The sequence below is a fragment of the Rhizobium sp. Root482 genome (genome assembly GCF_001426565.1).
In the GTDB taxonomy this organism is placed as follows: domain Bacteria; phylum Pseudomonadota; class Alphaproteobacteria; order Rhizobiales; family Rhizobiaceae; genus Pararhizobium.
In genome coordinates this window covers 322233-336925 of the sequence record NZ_LMFA01000020.1, presented here as the reverse complement: position 1 = coordinate 336925, position 14693 = coordinate 322233, and the positions used below count along the sequence as shown (strand labels likewise).

Sequence of the window (14693 nt, the reverse complement as noted above, 5' to 3'; positions counted from 1 at the left end):
TGTTTCCGGCATGCCGGCAGACCGCGGCGGCACCAGCCGTCTTCGATCTGCTTTCGGACCGGCCATTATTCGGCGGCAGCGGCCACCGGATAGACTTCCTTCATATAGTCGTTCATCAGCGTTTCGCAGATGGTCGCCGGCGTGAAGCGGTAGGGGCCGATCTCGGAGACCGGCGTCACTTCCGCGGCCGATCCGGTGAGGAAGCATTCGGAAAACTGCGAAAGCTCTTCCGGCAGGATCACCCGTTCGACCACCTCGTAGCCGCGGCGCTGGGCAAGCTCGATGACCGTCTGGCGGGTGATGCCGTTGAGGAAGCAATCAGGGATCGGCGTATGGATGACGCCGTCCTTGACGAAGAAGATGTTGGCGCCCGTCGCTTCGGCCACCTGGCCGCGATAGTCGAGCATCATCGCATCCGCATAGCCCTTGGCTTCCGCCGCATGCTTGGAGATGGTGCAGATCATGTAGAGGCCGGCAGCCTTGGAGGCGCAAGGGGCGGTCTTCGGATCGGGGCGGCGATATTCGGCGATGTCGAGGCGGATGCCCTTGAGCTTTTCGGCCGGATTGAAATAGCTGCCCCATTGCCAGATGGCGATGGCGACATTGATGCGGTTGTTCTGGGCCGATACGCCCATCATCTCCGAGCCGCGCCAGGCGATCGGCCGGACATAGGCATCGGCGAATCCCTGACGCTTCAGAAGCTCGATCGTCGCCGCATCCAGTTCCTCGACGCTGTAGGGGATGGAAAAGCCGAGGATTTCCGCCGATTTGTGCAGGCGGCGATTGTGCTCGGTGAGCTTGAAGATGCGGCCGCCATAGGCCCGCTCGCCTTCGAACACGGCGCTTGCATAGTGAAGGCCATGCGTCAGCACGTGGATTTTCGCGTCCTTCCACTCCACGAACTCGCCATTGAACCAGATCTGTCCGTCCATGCGGTCAAAAGGAACTGATGCCATCGTCTTGATCCCTGGCGTCCATGCGCCATCTTTGCGTTGCGTCTCTTGCCTGCCCTGCCGGGCGACAAACGGAATGGGAAATCCATCATGCTGATTTGGATTGGCGGCCGGCGCGGCAGGGCCTATCTTCAACGATAGTGACGCCGGTCCGTGCCCTCCAGAGACCAGAGGCTTACCAAGGGCGAAAAAATATGTCAATGAAACTGACATATTCCAAAGGCAGACATGCCGCAGTTGAAAGGAAATGACGGCGTGGCAGGACAGCCCAACCAGAAGGCCGGTACGGACACCGCTCCGGCCGATCCCGACAATCCGGACGCGGTCGATTTCGAGATCATCGAGCTGCTCTTCTTCGCCTATCGCGATTTCACCTCCGATCCCGACGTGATCCTTGAAAAACGCGGTTTTGGGCGCGCCCATCACCGCGTCCTGCATTTCGTCGATCGCGAACCGGGCATGACGGTTGCCGATCTTCTCGATACGCTGAAGATCACCAAGCAGAGCCTCGCCCGCGTTTTGAAGCAGTTGATCGATTCCGGCTATATCCACCAGGTGACCGGCCCGCAGGACCGCCGCCAGCGCAAGCTTTACACCACCAAGGAAGGCAAGACCCTGGCGCGGGCCTTGGCGGAGCCGCAATCGCGGCGCATTGCCGAGGCGATGACAAGGAGCGGCCCGGGCGCCCGCGACATGGTCCGGCGTTTCCTCGCCGGCATGAAGAACGCCGAGGACGGCTAGGACCACGCATGCCAGACAGCGAGACAGGGCTTAGAACGACGATGGCAAAGACGACAAGGATCGACGACGACGCGCCCCATCTGCTGGTGGTGGACGACGACCGCCGCATCCGCGACCTGCTCAACCGCTTCCTGATGGAAAAGGGGTTTCGGGTGACGACGGCCGGGGATGCCGGCGAGGCGCGGCGAAAGCTGGAGGGCATCGACTACGACCTCCTGATCGTCGATGTCATGATGCCGGGCGAGACCGGGATTTCGCTGACCCAGAGCCTGCGCAAGGTGAAGACCGTGCCGGTGATCATGCTGACCGCGCTTGCCGAGGCGAATGCCCGCATCGAGGGGCTGGAAGCCGGCGCCGACGATTACCTGCCAAAGCCCTTCGATCCCCGCGAACTGGTATTGCGCATCAACAATATCCTGCGCCGCAACGCGCCTGCCAAGGCGCCGAAGGTGGAGCAGGTGATCTTCGGCCCCTTCACCTTTTCGGTGGTGCGCCGGGAGCTTCGCCGCGGCGCCGACCACATCCGCCTCACCGATCGCGAGCAGGAGATCATGATGCTGTTTTCGCAACGCGCCGGCGAAACCATCCCCCGCCACGAACTGGTGAGCGACGATGCCGAGGTGGGCGAACGCACGATCGATGTGCAGATCAACCGCCTGCGCCGCAAGATCGAGGACGATCCGTCTAATCCGGTCTGGCTGCAGACGGTGCGCGGCATCGGCTACCGGCTGAGCGTGGATTGACGGGATGAACGGGACCGGCGCTCATGGCAAATCTTGACATATTGCGCCACCGGGCGAGGAAGCTGGACACCGGCTGGCTGCGGCTGACACGCTGGCTGCGCCGCCAATTGCCGATGGGCCTTTATGCCCGCTCATTGCTCATCGTCATCATTCCAATGGTGCTTCTGCAGTCGGTCGTCGCCTTCGTCTTCATGGAGCGGCACTGGCAGATGGTCACGCAGCGCCTCTCGGCCGCCGTCACCAGCGATATCGCCGCCATTATCGAACTGATCGAAACCTCGCCTGAAAGCGATCGGGCGAAAATCATTCGCATTGCCCGCCAAAAGCTCGGCCTCGGCGTCAGCATCGAGCCCGACGGCAAGCTGCCGCCGCCCCAGCCGGAGGCGCTGTTCGAAATTCTCGACAGGATTCTCGGCGAGGAGATCGAGCATCAGATCGGCCGACCTTATTGGGTCGATACGATCGGCAATTCCGACCTGGTCGAAGTGCGTATCGCGCTTGACGGCGAGCGCATCCTCAGGGTCTTTGCCCGACGTGGCCAGGCCTATGCGTCCAATGCGCATATCTTCATCGTCTGGATGGTCGGCGCCTCGCTGGTGCTTCTCACCATCGCCATCCTTTTCCTGCGCGGCCAGATCAGGCCAATCCTCAACCTTGCCAAGGCGGCCGAAAGTTTCGGCAAGGGACAGAAGATCGATGACTTCTCGCCGCGCGGGGCGGACGAGATCCGCCGTGCCGGGCTTGCCTTCATCCAGATGCGCGACCGCGTCGAGCGCCAGATCGAGCAGCGCACCGCGATGCTGACCGGCGTCAGCCACGATCTGCGCACCATCCTCACCCGCTTCAAGCTGCAACTGGCGCTGGCCGGCGACAACGCCGATCTCGACAATCTCAACCAGGATGTCGAGGACATGCAGAGCATGCTCGAAGCCTATCTGGCCTTTGCCCGCGGCGAGGCGGAAGAGGATGTCGGGCAATTGAAGCTGAGCGACCTGATGAACCGGCTCACCCTGGAAGCCGAACTGCACGGCAAGACCGTGACCACCGCGGTGGAGGGAGACGACCATGTCCGCGTCCGGCCCAACGCCTTCACCCGGCTCGTCTCCAATCTTGCCTCCAATGCCTATCGCTATGCCGATAGCGTGCATATCGAGGCAAGGCACGGCATCCGTTGGCTGACGATCACCATCGACGACGACGGGCCGGGCATTCCCGAAGCCTCCCGCGACGATGTCTTCAAGCCGTTCTTCCGGCTCGACGAGGCGCGCAATCTGGACAGTTCCGGAACCGGCCTCGGCCTTGCCATCGCCCGCGACATCGCCCGCAGCCACGGCGGCAATGTCACCCTGTCGGACAGCCCGCTGGGTGGATTGCGCGCGGTGGTCCGGGTGCCGGCGTGAAGAATGCCGACACGGGCGATCAACCCGATACATATTTATGGATGATGGAATTGATCAGGGTCTGGTAGGGCACGCCTTCCTGTAGGGCACGCGACTTCAAACGGGCAAGATCGGACCGCGATACGCGCAGCGAGATCTTTTCACGACTGTCGCTGAACGCTTCGCGTGCCATTGCCTCCAAGGCGCCGCGCCGTTCAGCCGTCAGTATACTGGTGAGCGGAGCATCGCTCTTTTCAAGCGCTTCGACCAGCGACGCTTCTTCGTCATCGAGATAATGGCCGATTTCAGGTTTCTTCGTCATGATCTTCTCCTGGCAGATAAATCCGCCTGAGCCTTCGACTGGGAAAGGCTGTCTTTAAAAAGAGGCTGCCATCCGCTTCCTGTATATAGGGAACGGCATAGACATAGCCGGAGAACGCGACCACCAATATGCGCTGGTTCGGGTATTTCTCAAAATTCGGGTGCTCGATATCGTCCAGCAGGCCTCCCGCGTCAATTCCGGCGACAATATCCTCGAAACAGATATGCCTGTCGGAATGCTCCTTCAGGGCACGGTTCTTCTCGATGCTCCAAAGAAATTTCGGCATGGCCTATTGTATGGACAGAGCATGGCTTGTCAAACTGGCCGCGCAGTTCGCACCATGAACCTGCAATCGAAGCAATGGATGTCGGCCCTACAGAAGCCGCTTGCCGTTCGGCACCGGCTTGTCGGTAGCGGCAAGGACGATGGCGCCGGCTTCGTCCTCGAAGCCGAGCGTCAGGACTTCCGAGCGGAACGGGCCGATCTGACGCGGCGGGAAATTGACGACGCCCAGCACCTGGCGGCCGACCAGGCTTTCCGGCGTATAGTGGACGGTGATCTGCGCCGAGGATTTTTTGATGCCGATCTCCGCTCCGAAATCGATGACCAGTTTGATGGCCGGCTTGCGCGCCTCCGGAAAGGCCGAAGCCTCCAGGATCGTGCCGACACGAATATCGACGCGCTCGAAATCGGCATAGGCGATTGTCTCGGTCATTATGAAAACCCCGTTCAGCCGGCCAGCTCTTCGGCCCGCTTTCGGGCAGCCGCGATGGCCTTGTCGAACAGCGGCTGCATGCCATCATCCGCCATGAGGAAGGAAAGGGCCGCGGCCGTGGTGCCGCCCGGAGAGGTCACGTTCTGGCGCAGCTTGGCGGCGTCATCGGGGGACTGGTGCAAGAGTTCACCAGCCCCCGCGACGGTTTCTCGTGCGAGCCGCATGGCGAGGTCCGCCTGAAGTCCGGCCTTGCGACCGGCCTCCGCCATGCACTCGACGAGATAGAAGACATAGGCCGGGCCGCTGCCGGAAACGGCCGTGACCGCATCTATATCCGCTTCGGTCTCGACCCATTCGACCGGGCCCGACACTTTCAGGAGATCGTGGACGAGATCGCGCGCCGCCTTCGAGACACTGTCATTGGCAAAGGCGCCGGTGATGCCACGACCGATCATCGCCGGCGTATTCGGCATGGCGCGCACCATGGCGCATTCGCCGAGATGCGACCGCATGGTGCCAAGCGTGGTGCCGGCAGCAACGGAGACAACGACGGTCTGCGGCCCGACAAGCGCTTTCAAGGAAGGCAGCACCTTCGCCATCATCTGCGGCTTGACGGCGAGAAACAGGACCCCGGCCTTGACGCCTTCAGGCGCCGTGGTTTCGTGGCGGACGCCGTTGTCGGCGATCAGCCTGGCCATGGCCGGAGGCGGACCTGGATCGATGACGAGGATGGTCTCGCCGGCAATGCCGCTCTTCAACCAACCGGCGAGCATTGCCCCGCCCATATTGCCCGCGCCGATGAGAACGATCGGTCCTGCCGCAGCCACCGCCATGATCACGCCTCTCCGACGGTTTCGAACATGACCGCCTCGACGGCGCTCTGCGCGTCGACACCGGACCAGACGACGAACTGGAAGGCCTGGAAATAGGTCTCACAGGCTTCCAGCGCGCTGGAAAGCAGCACTTCGACCTGCTGGTTCGTGGGCTCGGCGCCGCCGGCCAGAAGCAGCGACTGACGGAAGATCACGACGTCTTCCTGGCGCCACAGGTCGAAATGACCCATCAGCACCTGTCCGTTGATATGGGAGAGCAGCCGGATCACCTCGTTGACGCGGCTTTCGGGGACCTTGATGTCGAAGGCGCAGGCAAGATGCAGCGCCTCGAATTCCTCCATCCAGGAGAAGGAGACGTGATAGTCCGTCCATTTGCCCTCGACGGTCATGGCGATCTCGTCTTCGCCCGAGCGCTCGAAGCACCAATCATTGTTGGCGGCGACGAACTCGATCATGTCGACCGGGTTCGATTGGCGCTCAAGTTCCAGTTCCATCAGGCTCATGCATCACCCCAAAAGTCCCGGCACACAGGCATGCGTCATCGCGCTTACGCGACAACTGCAAACTCAAACGCCGGAAACGAACACTATGCTTGCGGAAACACGACCATCCTGGCTTGTCTACCCTGCCCGGAGCTTGCGTGACCCGTTTCGAATCATCATTTAAAATCAGTGTATAATGCGGGAGTCCGCATGAAAGCCCCCTGCGCTGAAATTCGCCCGGCAGGCTGTGGATAGGCTCTCTGAAAATGATTCAGCGCGGGTTCTTAAACGACTCTGCCGTAAGCATTTTTTGACAGTGTCCACAGGGTAAAAAATTTATGAAAATTGTTGTTGAGGGACCGCGCGGCTAAAATCGACCGTCGCCCCGAGCGCAACAAGGCCGACGGGCGGCAAGGCAACCCCGCCGCCCGGTCGAACGGGAGTTCGATGTCAGTTGGAGGCTTCCGGCAGGCGCGCTTCGAGCGCCGCTATCCTCGCCAGAAGCACGTCATTTTCCTCGCGCGCCTTGAGCGCCATTTCGCGCACGGCTTCGAATTCCTCGCGCTTGACGATGTCCATGGAATTCAGCAGCCGCTCGCCCTGCGCACGAAAGGCGGTCTCCATTTCCCGCCGCACGCCCTGCGCCGCGCCCGCGGCATCCGTCATCAACTTGGCAAAATCGTCCAATATGCGGTTTGCGCCCGTGCTCATCTCTCGTCTCCGATCTCTCGTCGCCTGTCCGTTGCCGGATCCTGCAAAGGAGGTAGGGGGACATGGGGGCCGATGCAAGAAAAAATACCGGTGATGACCGGCTTTCCGGCCCCGCCCGCGCCTTGACCGGGCCCGGCGGTAAGGCCATGTTCCGCCAAACAACAGCAGGAAATGAACCAAGACCTTGGAAACAATAACGACGCTGTTCTCGATCATGCCCTTTCCGGAAATCGATCCGGTCCTACTATCCATTGGCCCGTTGCAGATCCATTGGTACGGGCTGGCCTATGTGGCGGGCATCCTCCTCGGCTGGCGCTATGCCCGCCGGCTGGTGGCCAATCCCTCGCTGTGGCGCAATGGCGCAAGCCCGGCAAGCGAAACGCAGATCGACGACTTCCTGCTCTGGGTTGCGGCCGGCATCGTCGGCGGCGGGCGTATCGGCTATATCCTGTTCTACGATCTCGCCAGCGTGCTGCAGAACCCGCTGCGCGCGCTGGAAATCTGGAATGGCGGCATGTCCTTCCATGGCGGCCTGATCGGCACCATGATCGCCATGCTGATCTTTGCCCGGCGCAACGGCATCGCCATCTGGAGCCTTTTCGACATCGTCGCGGCGGTGGTGCCGATCGGCCTGTTTTTCGGCCGCGTCGCCAATTTCGTCAACGGCGAACTCTGGGGGCGCCTGTCATCGCAGCCCTGGGCCGTCGTGTTTCCGACCGGCGGCCCCTTCGGGCGCCATCCGAGCCAGCTCTACGAGGCCGGCCTCGAGGGCATCGTCCTGCTCGTCGTCCTTGCCGTGATGATCTCTCGCCGACATGCGCTGAAGACGCCGGGGCTGGTCTGCGGCGTCTTCGTTGCCGGTTACGGCTTGGCCCGCATCTTCGTCGAGTTCTTCCGCGAGCCGGATGCCCAGATCGGCTATCTTGCCGGCGGCTGGCTGACCATGGGCATGCTCCTGTCGCTGCCGATGGTCTTTATCGGGCTTTGGGCCATCCTGCGGGCCCGCCGCGCAAGCGCTGCCGGTTGAAGGAGCGCCGATGACGACGCCGCTTGCCGAAAAAATCAAGGCATTGATCCTCGCCGGCGGTCCGATCAGCGTCACCGATTATTTTTCGCTTTGCCTGGCCGATCCGCAACATGGCTATTACCGCACCCGCGAACCCTTCGGTCCCTCCGGCGATTTCATCACCGCGCCGGATATCAGCCAGTTGTTCGGCGAAATGATCGGCATCTTTCTCGTCCAGGCCTGGCAGCGGCATGGCGAACCCGCTCCCGTGGTTCTGGCCGAGATCGGCCCCGGCCGCGGCACGATGATGGCCGATATCCTGCGTGTCATCGGCAAGCTTTCGCCGGCTCTCTACGATGTCTTGAGTGTCCATCTGGTGGAAACCAGCGAAAGGCTGCGGAAGGTCCAGAGCCAGGCGCTGGTGGCCCACAAGTTCAAGATCTCCTGGCACGAAAGCTTCGACACGCTGCCTAAGGGCTTCCTGCTGCTGGCGGCCAACGAACTGTTCGACGCCATCCCCATCCGCCAGTTCGTCAAGACGGCGCAAGGTTTTCGCGAGAGGCTCGTCGGACTGGATGGCGACGGCGAACTGACCTTCGCCGCCGGTGTCGCCGGCCTGGATCCGGCGCTTCTGCCGCCCTCCGCCGAAACGGTTGCGCTCGGTACCATCTTCGAAACGGGACCCGCCCGCGACGCGATCATGGCCATGCTGAGCGAACGCATCCGTACCGGTGGCGGCACCGCCGTGATCATCGACTACGGCCACATGGTCACCGGCTTCGGCGATACGTTGCAGGCCGTGCGCGCCCATCAGTTCGACCCGCCGCTGGCGCATCCGGGCGAGGCCGATATCACCAGCCATGTCGATTTCGAGCAACTCGCGAGGCGGGCGGTCACCGAGGGCCTGCAGGTCAACGGACTGACCTATCAGGGCGATTTCCTGCTGGCGCTCGGCCTTGCCGAACGCGCCGCGGCCCTTGGTCGCGGCAAGGATGCCGGGACCCAGGAAAACATCCGCGCCGACGCCGAGCGGCTGGCCGGCGCCGGCATCGGCCGGATGGGCGAATTGTTCAAGGTGCTGGTCGTCAGCAGCCCCGGCCTGGCGCTTGCGCCCTTCCAGAAATAGGGCCAGGTGAAGTGGCGGCGGCGACATTCGCGGTCGTTGCGGCGGATTGACAGCAGCCTTCGCGAAGGCCAACATCCGGCCAAATCACCCGGGCCGCAACACTGACAGGCCTGAAAAATCCATCATGCAGCACTCCACCGAAAGGGCAGAACCACCGATGAAGGATGATGCCTTGCCCTTGCCCGTTCAAAGCCCACTCCTGTCCCGGCGGGCCGGAAAGACGATCAGGCACGGCTATTTCACCCGCAAGGGCGGCGTGTCCGAGGGCATCTATCGCGGCCTCAATGTCGGGCTGGGCTCGAACGACGAGCGCGGCCATGTCGAGGAGAACCGCGCCCGCGTCAGCGCTTGGTTCGGAGCCGGTCCGGAAAAGCTTGCAACCCTGCACCAGGTCCATTCGCCGGACGCGATCATCGTCGATGAAGGCTACGACGGCACGCGGGCAAAGGCCGACGCGCTGGTGACGGCGACGCCGGGGCTGGTCATCGGCGTGCTGTCGGCCGATTGCGGCCCCGTGCTGTTCGCGGACGCGCAGGCCGGCGTGATCGGGGCTGCCCATGCCGGCTGGAAGGGCGCGCTTGGCGGCGTCCTCGAAAGCACCATCGAGGCGATGGTCGCGCTCGGCGCCCGCCGCGAGACCATCGCCGCCTGCCTCGGGCCATCGATCAGCCGAAGGAACTACGAGGTCGGAGCGGAATTCGTCGAGCGGTTCCTGGAGAAGGATCCCGACTACAAGGTCTTCTTCACGCCCTCGCCCAAGCCCGGCCATGCGATGTTCGACCTGCCGGGGCTGACGCTGAAGCGGCTTATGGACGCCGGCGTCGCGGCCGAGAACCTCGATCTCTGCACCTATGCGGACGAGGAGAATTTCTTTTCCTACCGCCGGACCACCCATCGCGGCGAGCCGGATTACGGCCGGCAGATTTCCGCACTATCGATTCGGGAGACATGACATGGCACTGCATTTCACGCAGGACGAATTCGCAGGCCGGCTGGACCGGCTGACCGCCAAAATGAAGGAAGAAAAGCTTGCCGCCATGCTGCTGTTTGCGCAGGAAAGCATGTATTGGCTGACCGGCTACGACACGTTCGGCTACTGCTTCTTCCAGACGCTGGTGGTGAAGGCCGATGGCTCCATGGTGCTGCTCACCCGCTCGGCCGACCTGCGCCAGGCCAAGCACACGTCGAATATCGAACGGGTCGAGGTCTGGATCGACCGCGTCAATGCCGATCCGACCATGGACCTGAAAAACCTGCTGAGCGATCTCGACCTGCTCGGCGCACGCATCGGCATCGAATACGACACGCATGGCATGACCGGCCGCATCGCCCGCCTGCTCGACCAGCAGTTGACGAGCTTCGGTGAACTGGTGGACGCCTCGCTGCTGGTCAGCCGGTTGCGGCTGGTCAAGAGCCCGGCGGAAATCCTTCATGTCGAGAAGGCCGCGAGCCTTGCCGACGACGCGCTCGATGCGGCCCTGCCGCTGATCCAGGCCGGCGGCAGCGAGGCGGCGATCCTTGCCGCCATGCAAGGCGCGGTCTTTGCCGGCGGCGGCGATTATCCGGCCAATGAGTTCATCATCGGCTCCGGCGCCGACGCGCTTTTGTGCCGCTACAAGGCCGGCCGGCGCACGCTCGATGCGCAGGACCAGCTGACGCTGGAATGGGCCGGTGTCAGCGCCCATTACCACGCCGCGATGATGCGCACCGTGGTGATCGGCGAACCGACGAACCGCCACCGCGAACTCTACAGCGCCTGCCGCGATACGATCCAGGCGATCGAGATGGTGCTGCGGCCCGGCAATACGTTCGGCACGGTCTTCGACGTCCATTCCAAGATCATGGACGAGCGCGGCCTTGCCCGCCACCGGCTGAATGCCTGCGGCTATTCGCTCGGCGCCCGCTTCTCGCCGTCCTGGATGGAGCACCAGATGTTCCATATCGGCAATCCGCAGGAGATCGAGCCGGACATGTCGCTGTTCGTGCACATGATCATCATGGACAGCGACAGCGGCACGGCGATGACGCTCGGCCAGACCTATCTGACCACCGAGGGCGCGCCCAAGGCCCTTTCGCGCTACGGGCTGGACTTCATTTCTGCTTAGGAAAATTGCTCTATCCTTGCCGGATCGACGGGCAGAACGGGCTCCGGCCCGTTTCGCCGATCAACCGGACGGTAGAACGATGCGCACGCTGATCACCCTTCTCGCAGGCCTTGGATATGTGGCGGCCCTTGCCGGCTGTAACAGCATGGATGCACTGACCCCGCAGGTGGATGTCGGCGGCGGCACCTTCAATTCGCCGCCGGTCAACCAGCGCGATCTGGCCGCCATGGAACAGCAGACCGCCTATGTCGAGCCGCCATCCTCGACCTATGCCCAAAACGCGCCGCTTGCCGCCACGACGCCGCCCGCAGGCTTCGTCGAAGGGCCGGACGGCACGCTGATGGTACAGGGCGACGCCGACTATACCGACCCGGCCGGATCGCTCGGCGCGCAGGCCAGCCGCCTGCGGCAGGGCGAGATGCCGATGCAGGAACGGCAGGTCTCGCGTGCCGCACCGCTTGCCGACCCGATCGACGACACCCCGCGCGAACAGGCGGCTGCGGAAGAGCGCTCCCCTGCCCCGATCAGGCTCGCCGACGAGGACGCTCCGGTCGAGGAACCGCAAAAGGCGGCAGCCCTCGCTCCCGCGGCGGCGGCAAGCACGATCCGCTTCCTGCCGATCATCGGCGCGCCGGTAGAGGCCGTGACGCCGCTTTCGAAACAATTGGGGGCTGAGGCCCGCGCGCACGGCATCACCATCAAGAGCGCCTCCGATCCGAGCAGCCAGCATATACTGAAAGGCTATTTCTCGGCCCTGAAGGACGGCGACAGCACCACCATCGTCTATGTCTGGGACGTGCTCGACGGCTCCGGCAACCGGCTGCACCGCATCCAGGGCCAGGACACGGTCGAAGCAAGTGCGGCCGATCTCTGGTCGGTGGTGCCCGCGCAGACCATGCAGACGATCGCCACGAAGACCATCGGCGCCTATCTCGACTGGCGCGCCGGGCAGGCCGGCTGACGACCTCAGGCGCATCGCGATCTTTCCGATAGGTTTCCCGCGCTTTAGGTCTTTGATTTTGCGCATGTCGTTATCGCAAAACCGCCGCACAGTTTTGCGCGGTCTGCGTTATCGCTGTCGTAGGCTCGCCACGCCAAGGCAAAAGTTTTTAGGATAAACCGCGCTGCGACGCGGCAATCCCCTTGCATTCGAAGTCAAGGGCGTTATGAAGCCCGCATTGGCCGGGGCGATCGGGGCCCGGCGGTATACGGAATTGCGTGGAACGACCCGCGCCAGCACAGGCGGACCATCGATGAAGGTTTTCGCAGGCAACTCGAACCGGCTGCTCGCCGAAGCGATCTGCAATTATCTCAACCTGCCCCTGGGCAAAGCGACCGTCAGACGGTTTGCCGACCAGGAAATCTTCGTGGAAATCCAGGAAAACGTGCGCGGCGAGGATGTTTTCGTCATCCAGTCCACCTCCTTCCCGACCAATGACCACCTGATGGAACTGCTGATCATGATCGACGCCATGCGTCGCTCCTCGGCCCGCCGCATCACCGCCGTCATCCCCTATTTCGGCTATGCCCGCCAGGACCGGAAGCCCGGTCCGCGCACGCCGATCTCCGCCAAGCTGGTCGCCAACCTGATCACCGAGGCCGGCGCCGACCGGGTGATGACGCTTGACCTTCATGCCGGACAGATCCAGGGCTTCTTCGACATTCCGACCGACAATCTCTATGCCGTCCCGATCCTGGCGCGCGACGTCAAGGAACATTACGAACTCAGCAATGTCATGGTGGTTTCGCCCGACGTCGGCGGCGTGGTGCGCGCCCGCGCGCTTGCCAAGCGCCTCGGCTGCCAGCTGGCGATCGTCGACAAACGGCGCGAACGCGCCGGCGAATCCGAAGTGATGAACGTCATCGGCGAGGTCATCGGCAAGGACTGTCTGTTGATCGACGACATCGTCGATTCAGGCGGCACGCTGTGCAACGCCGCCGAGGCGCTGCTCAAGAACGGCGCGACCAGCGTCACCGCCTATATCACCCACGGCGTCCTGTCGGGCGGCGCGGTTGCCCGCGTGACCTCTTCCATGCTGAAGGAACTGGTGATCACGGATTCGATCCAGCCGACGACGGCGGTGCAATCGGCCCACAATATACGCGTCATCTCGACAGCCAGCCTGATCGGCGAGGCCGTCCACCGCACCAGCCTCGAAGAATCCGTCTCCAGCCTATTCGATTGATCGTCCTGCCCGCTTCCCGGGGATGATCGCGGATTACTGGCTACTGCTTTGCCGCCTTCGCGTCTTGGCGCGTCCTGCATCGTCATGGGTCGGATTGTGCGCAACCACGGCGGTTTAAGAATGGCCGGGCTTGCGCGGGCACCGTGATGTGATAGGCAGATTCCTCGCCCTCATTTCATCCCATCATGGTTGCCGCTCGATGTTCCGGGACTTTTCGCTCCAGAGCCTTTTCATGGGCCTGCTCACCGCCTTTGTCGGTTTCGCCAGTTCCTTCGCCGTGGTGCTGCAGGGATTGACCGCCGTCGGCGCGACCGAGACGCAGGCGGCCTCCGGCCTGATGGCGCTCTGCATTTCCATGGGGCTCTGCGCCATTGTTCTCAGCCTTTCCACCCGCCTGCCGGTGAGCATCGCCTGGTCGACGCCGGGTGCTGCCCTCCTGGCAAGTTCGGTGCCGGTTGCGGGCGGCTTTGCCACGGCTGTCGGCAGTTTTCTGGTCTGCGGCGTTCTGGTCGTGATGGCCGGCCTTTGGAAACCGCTGGGGCGGGCGGTGGCCGCGATCCCGGCGGCGCTGGCCAATGCGATGCTGGCGGGCGTGCTGATCGGGCTGTGCTTTGCACCGGTCAAGGCGGTCGCCTTCGATCCGCTGCTCGGCCTGCCGATCGTTCTCGCCTGGGCGATCGTCGGCAGCGTCAACCGCCTGTTTGCCGTTCCCGCCGCCCTCCTCGCCTTCGCGCTCGTGCTCGCCTTCGGTATCGACATGCCGGCCGATGCCGTGGCGCGTCTTTCGGCGACGCTCGTTCCTCAGGGAGAATGGGTGAGCCCCGCCTTTACCACGGCCGGCCTCGTCAGCATCGCGCTGCCGCTGTTCATCGTCACCATGGCATCGCAGAATATTCCGGGCATCGCCGTGCTGAAGGTCAACGGCTACGAGCCGCGGCCCGGCCCGCTCTTTGCCACCACCGGCGTCTTCTCTATCCTGAGCGCCCCGTTCGGCGGACATGCGGTCAATCTCGCCGCCATCACGGCTGCCATGTGCGCCGGCGAAGATGCGCACCGCGATCCGGCGCGACGCTACTGGGCAGCCGTCGTCGCCGGCGCCGGCTACGTGGTGTTCGGCCTTCTGGCGGCGAGCGTCATCGCCTTCGTCCGGCTGGCCCCGCCGATCCTGATCGAGGCGGTCGCGGGGCTTGCGCTGATCGGCGCTTTCGCCGGCTCGGCCATGGCCGCCTTCAAGGAACCCGACAGCCGGGAAGCGGCCGCGGTCACTTTCCTGGTCACGGCCTCGGGCGTCGGCTTTGCCGGTATTTCCGGCGCCTTCTGGGGCCTCCTCGCCGGCGGACTGATGCTGGCGCTCGCACGCTTTACGCGCGCGCGCCGACACTGAGCAAAGG

Annotated in this window: 17 protein-coding genes; 10 read left to right on the top strand and 7 right to left on the bottom strand. The window is 63.4% G+C overall.

Annotated elements, in window-relative coordinates:
- Nucleotides 1–65: 65 nt before the first annotated feature.
- Nucleotides 66–956 carry a branched-chain amino acid aminotransferase gene (locus ASD31_RS13845; RefSeq protein ID WP_056334764.1) on the bottom strand — a complete coding sequence of 297 codons (891 nt, stop codon included), beginning with the start codon at nt 954–956 and terminating at the stop codon, nt 66–68.
- Nucleotides 957–1208: 252 nt separating this feature from the next.
- Here ASD31_RS13845 and ASD31_RS13840 point away from each other — a divergent pair, with 252 nt between their 5' ends.
- Genes ASD31_RS13840 through ASD31_RS13830 form a run of 3 tightly spaced genes read left to right on the top strand, consistent with a single transcriptional unit; the run spans nt 1209 to nt 3837 of the window.
- Nucleotides 1209–1694 carry a MarR family winged helix-turn-helix transcriptional regulator gene (locus ASD31_RS13840; protein WP_413813816.1) on the top strand — a complete coding sequence of 162 codons (486 nt, stop codon included), beginning with the start codon at nt 1209–1211 and terminating at the stop codon, nt 1692–1694.
- A 41-nt stretch (nt 1695–1735) separates the two neighbouring features.
- Nucleotides 1736–2437: a response regulator gene (locus tag ASD31_RS13835; protein ID WP_056334486.1), complete on the top strand. Its 702-nt coding sequence runs from the start codon at nt 1736–1738 to the stop codon at nt 2435–2437.
- Nucleotides 2438–2460: 23 nt separating this feature from the next.
- A complete protein-coding gene (locus tag ASD31_RS13830; protein ID WP_056334483.1) occupies nt 2461–3837 on the top strand; it encodes an ATP-binding protein in 1377 nt (458 codons plus the stop codon).
- Between the two features lie 19 nt (nt 3838–3856).
- Here ASD31_RS13830 and ASD31_RS13825 read toward each other — a convergent pair whose 3' ends face one another.
- The 6 genes from ASD31_RS13825 to ASD31_RS13800 all read right to left on the bottom strand — a co-directional run bounded on the left by ASD31_RS13825 (nt 3857) and on the right by ASD31_RS13800 (nt 6879).
- Nucleotides 3857–4138 (bottom strand): hypothetical protein, encoded by a 282-nt coding sequence (locus tag ASD31_RS13825; RefSeq protein ID WP_056334480.1) that lies wholly within the window; start codon nt 4136–4138, stop codon nt 3857–3859.
- A complete protein-coding gene (locus ASD31_RS13820) occupies nt 4122–4424 on the bottom strand; it encodes a hypothetical protein (RefSeq protein WP_056334477.1) in 303 nt (100 codons plus the stop codon). Before ASD31_RS13820 ends, ASD31_RS13825 begins: the two co-directional genes overlap by 17 nt.
- 87 nt (nt 4425–4511) lie before the next feature.
- Nucleotides 4512–4853 carry a tRNA-binding protein gene (locus ASD31_RS13815; RefSeq protein ID WP_056334474.1) on the bottom strand — a complete coding sequence of 114 codons (342 nt, stop codon included), beginning with the start codon at nt 4851–4853 and terminating at the stop codon, nt 4512–4514.
- 14 nt (nt 4854–4867) lie between these two features.
- Nucleotides 4868–5686 (bottom strand): pyrroline-5-carboxylate reductase, encoded by an 819-nt coding sequence (gene proC / locus ASD31_RS13810; protein WP_056334471.1) that lies wholly within the window; start codon nt 5684–5686, stop codon nt 4868–4870.
- Nucleotides 5687–5688: 2 nt separating this feature from the next.
- The gene (locus ASD31_RS13805; protein WP_056334469.1) at nt 5689–6189 is read right to left on the bottom strand and encodes a YbjN domain-containing protein; all 501 of its coding nucleotides are present in this window, start codon (nt 6187–6189) and stop codon (nt 5689–5691) included.
- Nucleotides 6190–6618: 429 nt separating this feature from the next.
- A complete protein-coding gene (locus ASD31_RS13800) occupies nt 6619–6879 on the bottom strand; it encodes an accessory factor UbiK family protein (RefSeq protein WP_056334466.1) in 261 nt (86 codons plus the stop codon).
- Between the two features lie 214 nt (nt 6880–7093).
- On the opposite strand from ASD31_RS13800, the gene lgt reads away from it, so the two are divergent.
- The 7 genes from lgt to ASD31_RS13765 all read left to right on the top strand — a co-directional run bounded on the left by lgt (nt 7094) and on the right by ASD31_RS13765 (nt 14686).
- A complete protein-coding gene (lgt, locus tag ASD31_RS13795; RefSeq protein ID WP_056334762.1) occupies nt 7094–7906 on the top strand; it encodes a prolipoprotein diacylglyceryl transferase in 813 nt (270 codons plus the stop codon).
- Nucleotides 7907–7916: 10 nt separating this feature from the next.
- Nucleotides 7917–9011 carry a class I SAM-dependent methyltransferase gene (locus ASD31_RS13790; RefSeq protein WP_056334462.1) on the top strand — a complete coding sequence of 365 codons (1095 nt, stop codon included), beginning with the start codon at nt 7917–7919 and terminating at the stop codon, nt 9009–9011.
- A 157-nt stretch (nt 9012–9168) separates the two neighbouring features.
- Entirely contained in the window at nt 9169–9963 is a 795-nt protein-coding gene (gene pgeF, locus ASD31_RS13785; RefSeq protein WP_056334759.1) for a peptidoglycan editing factor PgeF, read from the top strand.
- Between the two features lies 1 nt (nt 9964).
- Entirely contained in the window at nt 9965–11116 is a 1152-nt protein-coding gene (locus ASD31_RS13780) for a M24 family metallopeptidase (RefSeq protein ID WP_056334460.1), read from the top strand.
- A 79-nt stretch (nt 11117–11195) separates the two neighbouring features.
- Nucleotides 11196–12077: a hypothetical protein gene (locus ASD31_RS13775; RefSeq protein WP_056334457.1), complete on the top strand. Its 882-nt coding sequence runs from the start codon at nt 11196–11198 to the stop codon at nt 12075–12077.
- A 292-nt stretch (nt 12078–12369) separates the two neighbouring features.
- Nucleotides 12370–13302, top strand: a complete 933-nt coding sequence (locus ASD31_RS13770) for a ribose-phosphate pyrophosphokinase (protein WP_056334453.1) — start codon at nt 12370–12372, stop codon at nt 13300–13302.
- Nucleotides 13303–13501: 199 nt separating this feature from the next.
- Complete coding sequence (locus ASD31_RS13765; protein WP_056334450.1) at nt 13502–14686, top strand: benzoate/H(+) symporter BenE family transporter; 1185 nt, start codon at nt 13502–13504, stop codon at nt 14684–14686.
- Nucleotides 14687–14693: the final 7 nt, after the last annotated feature.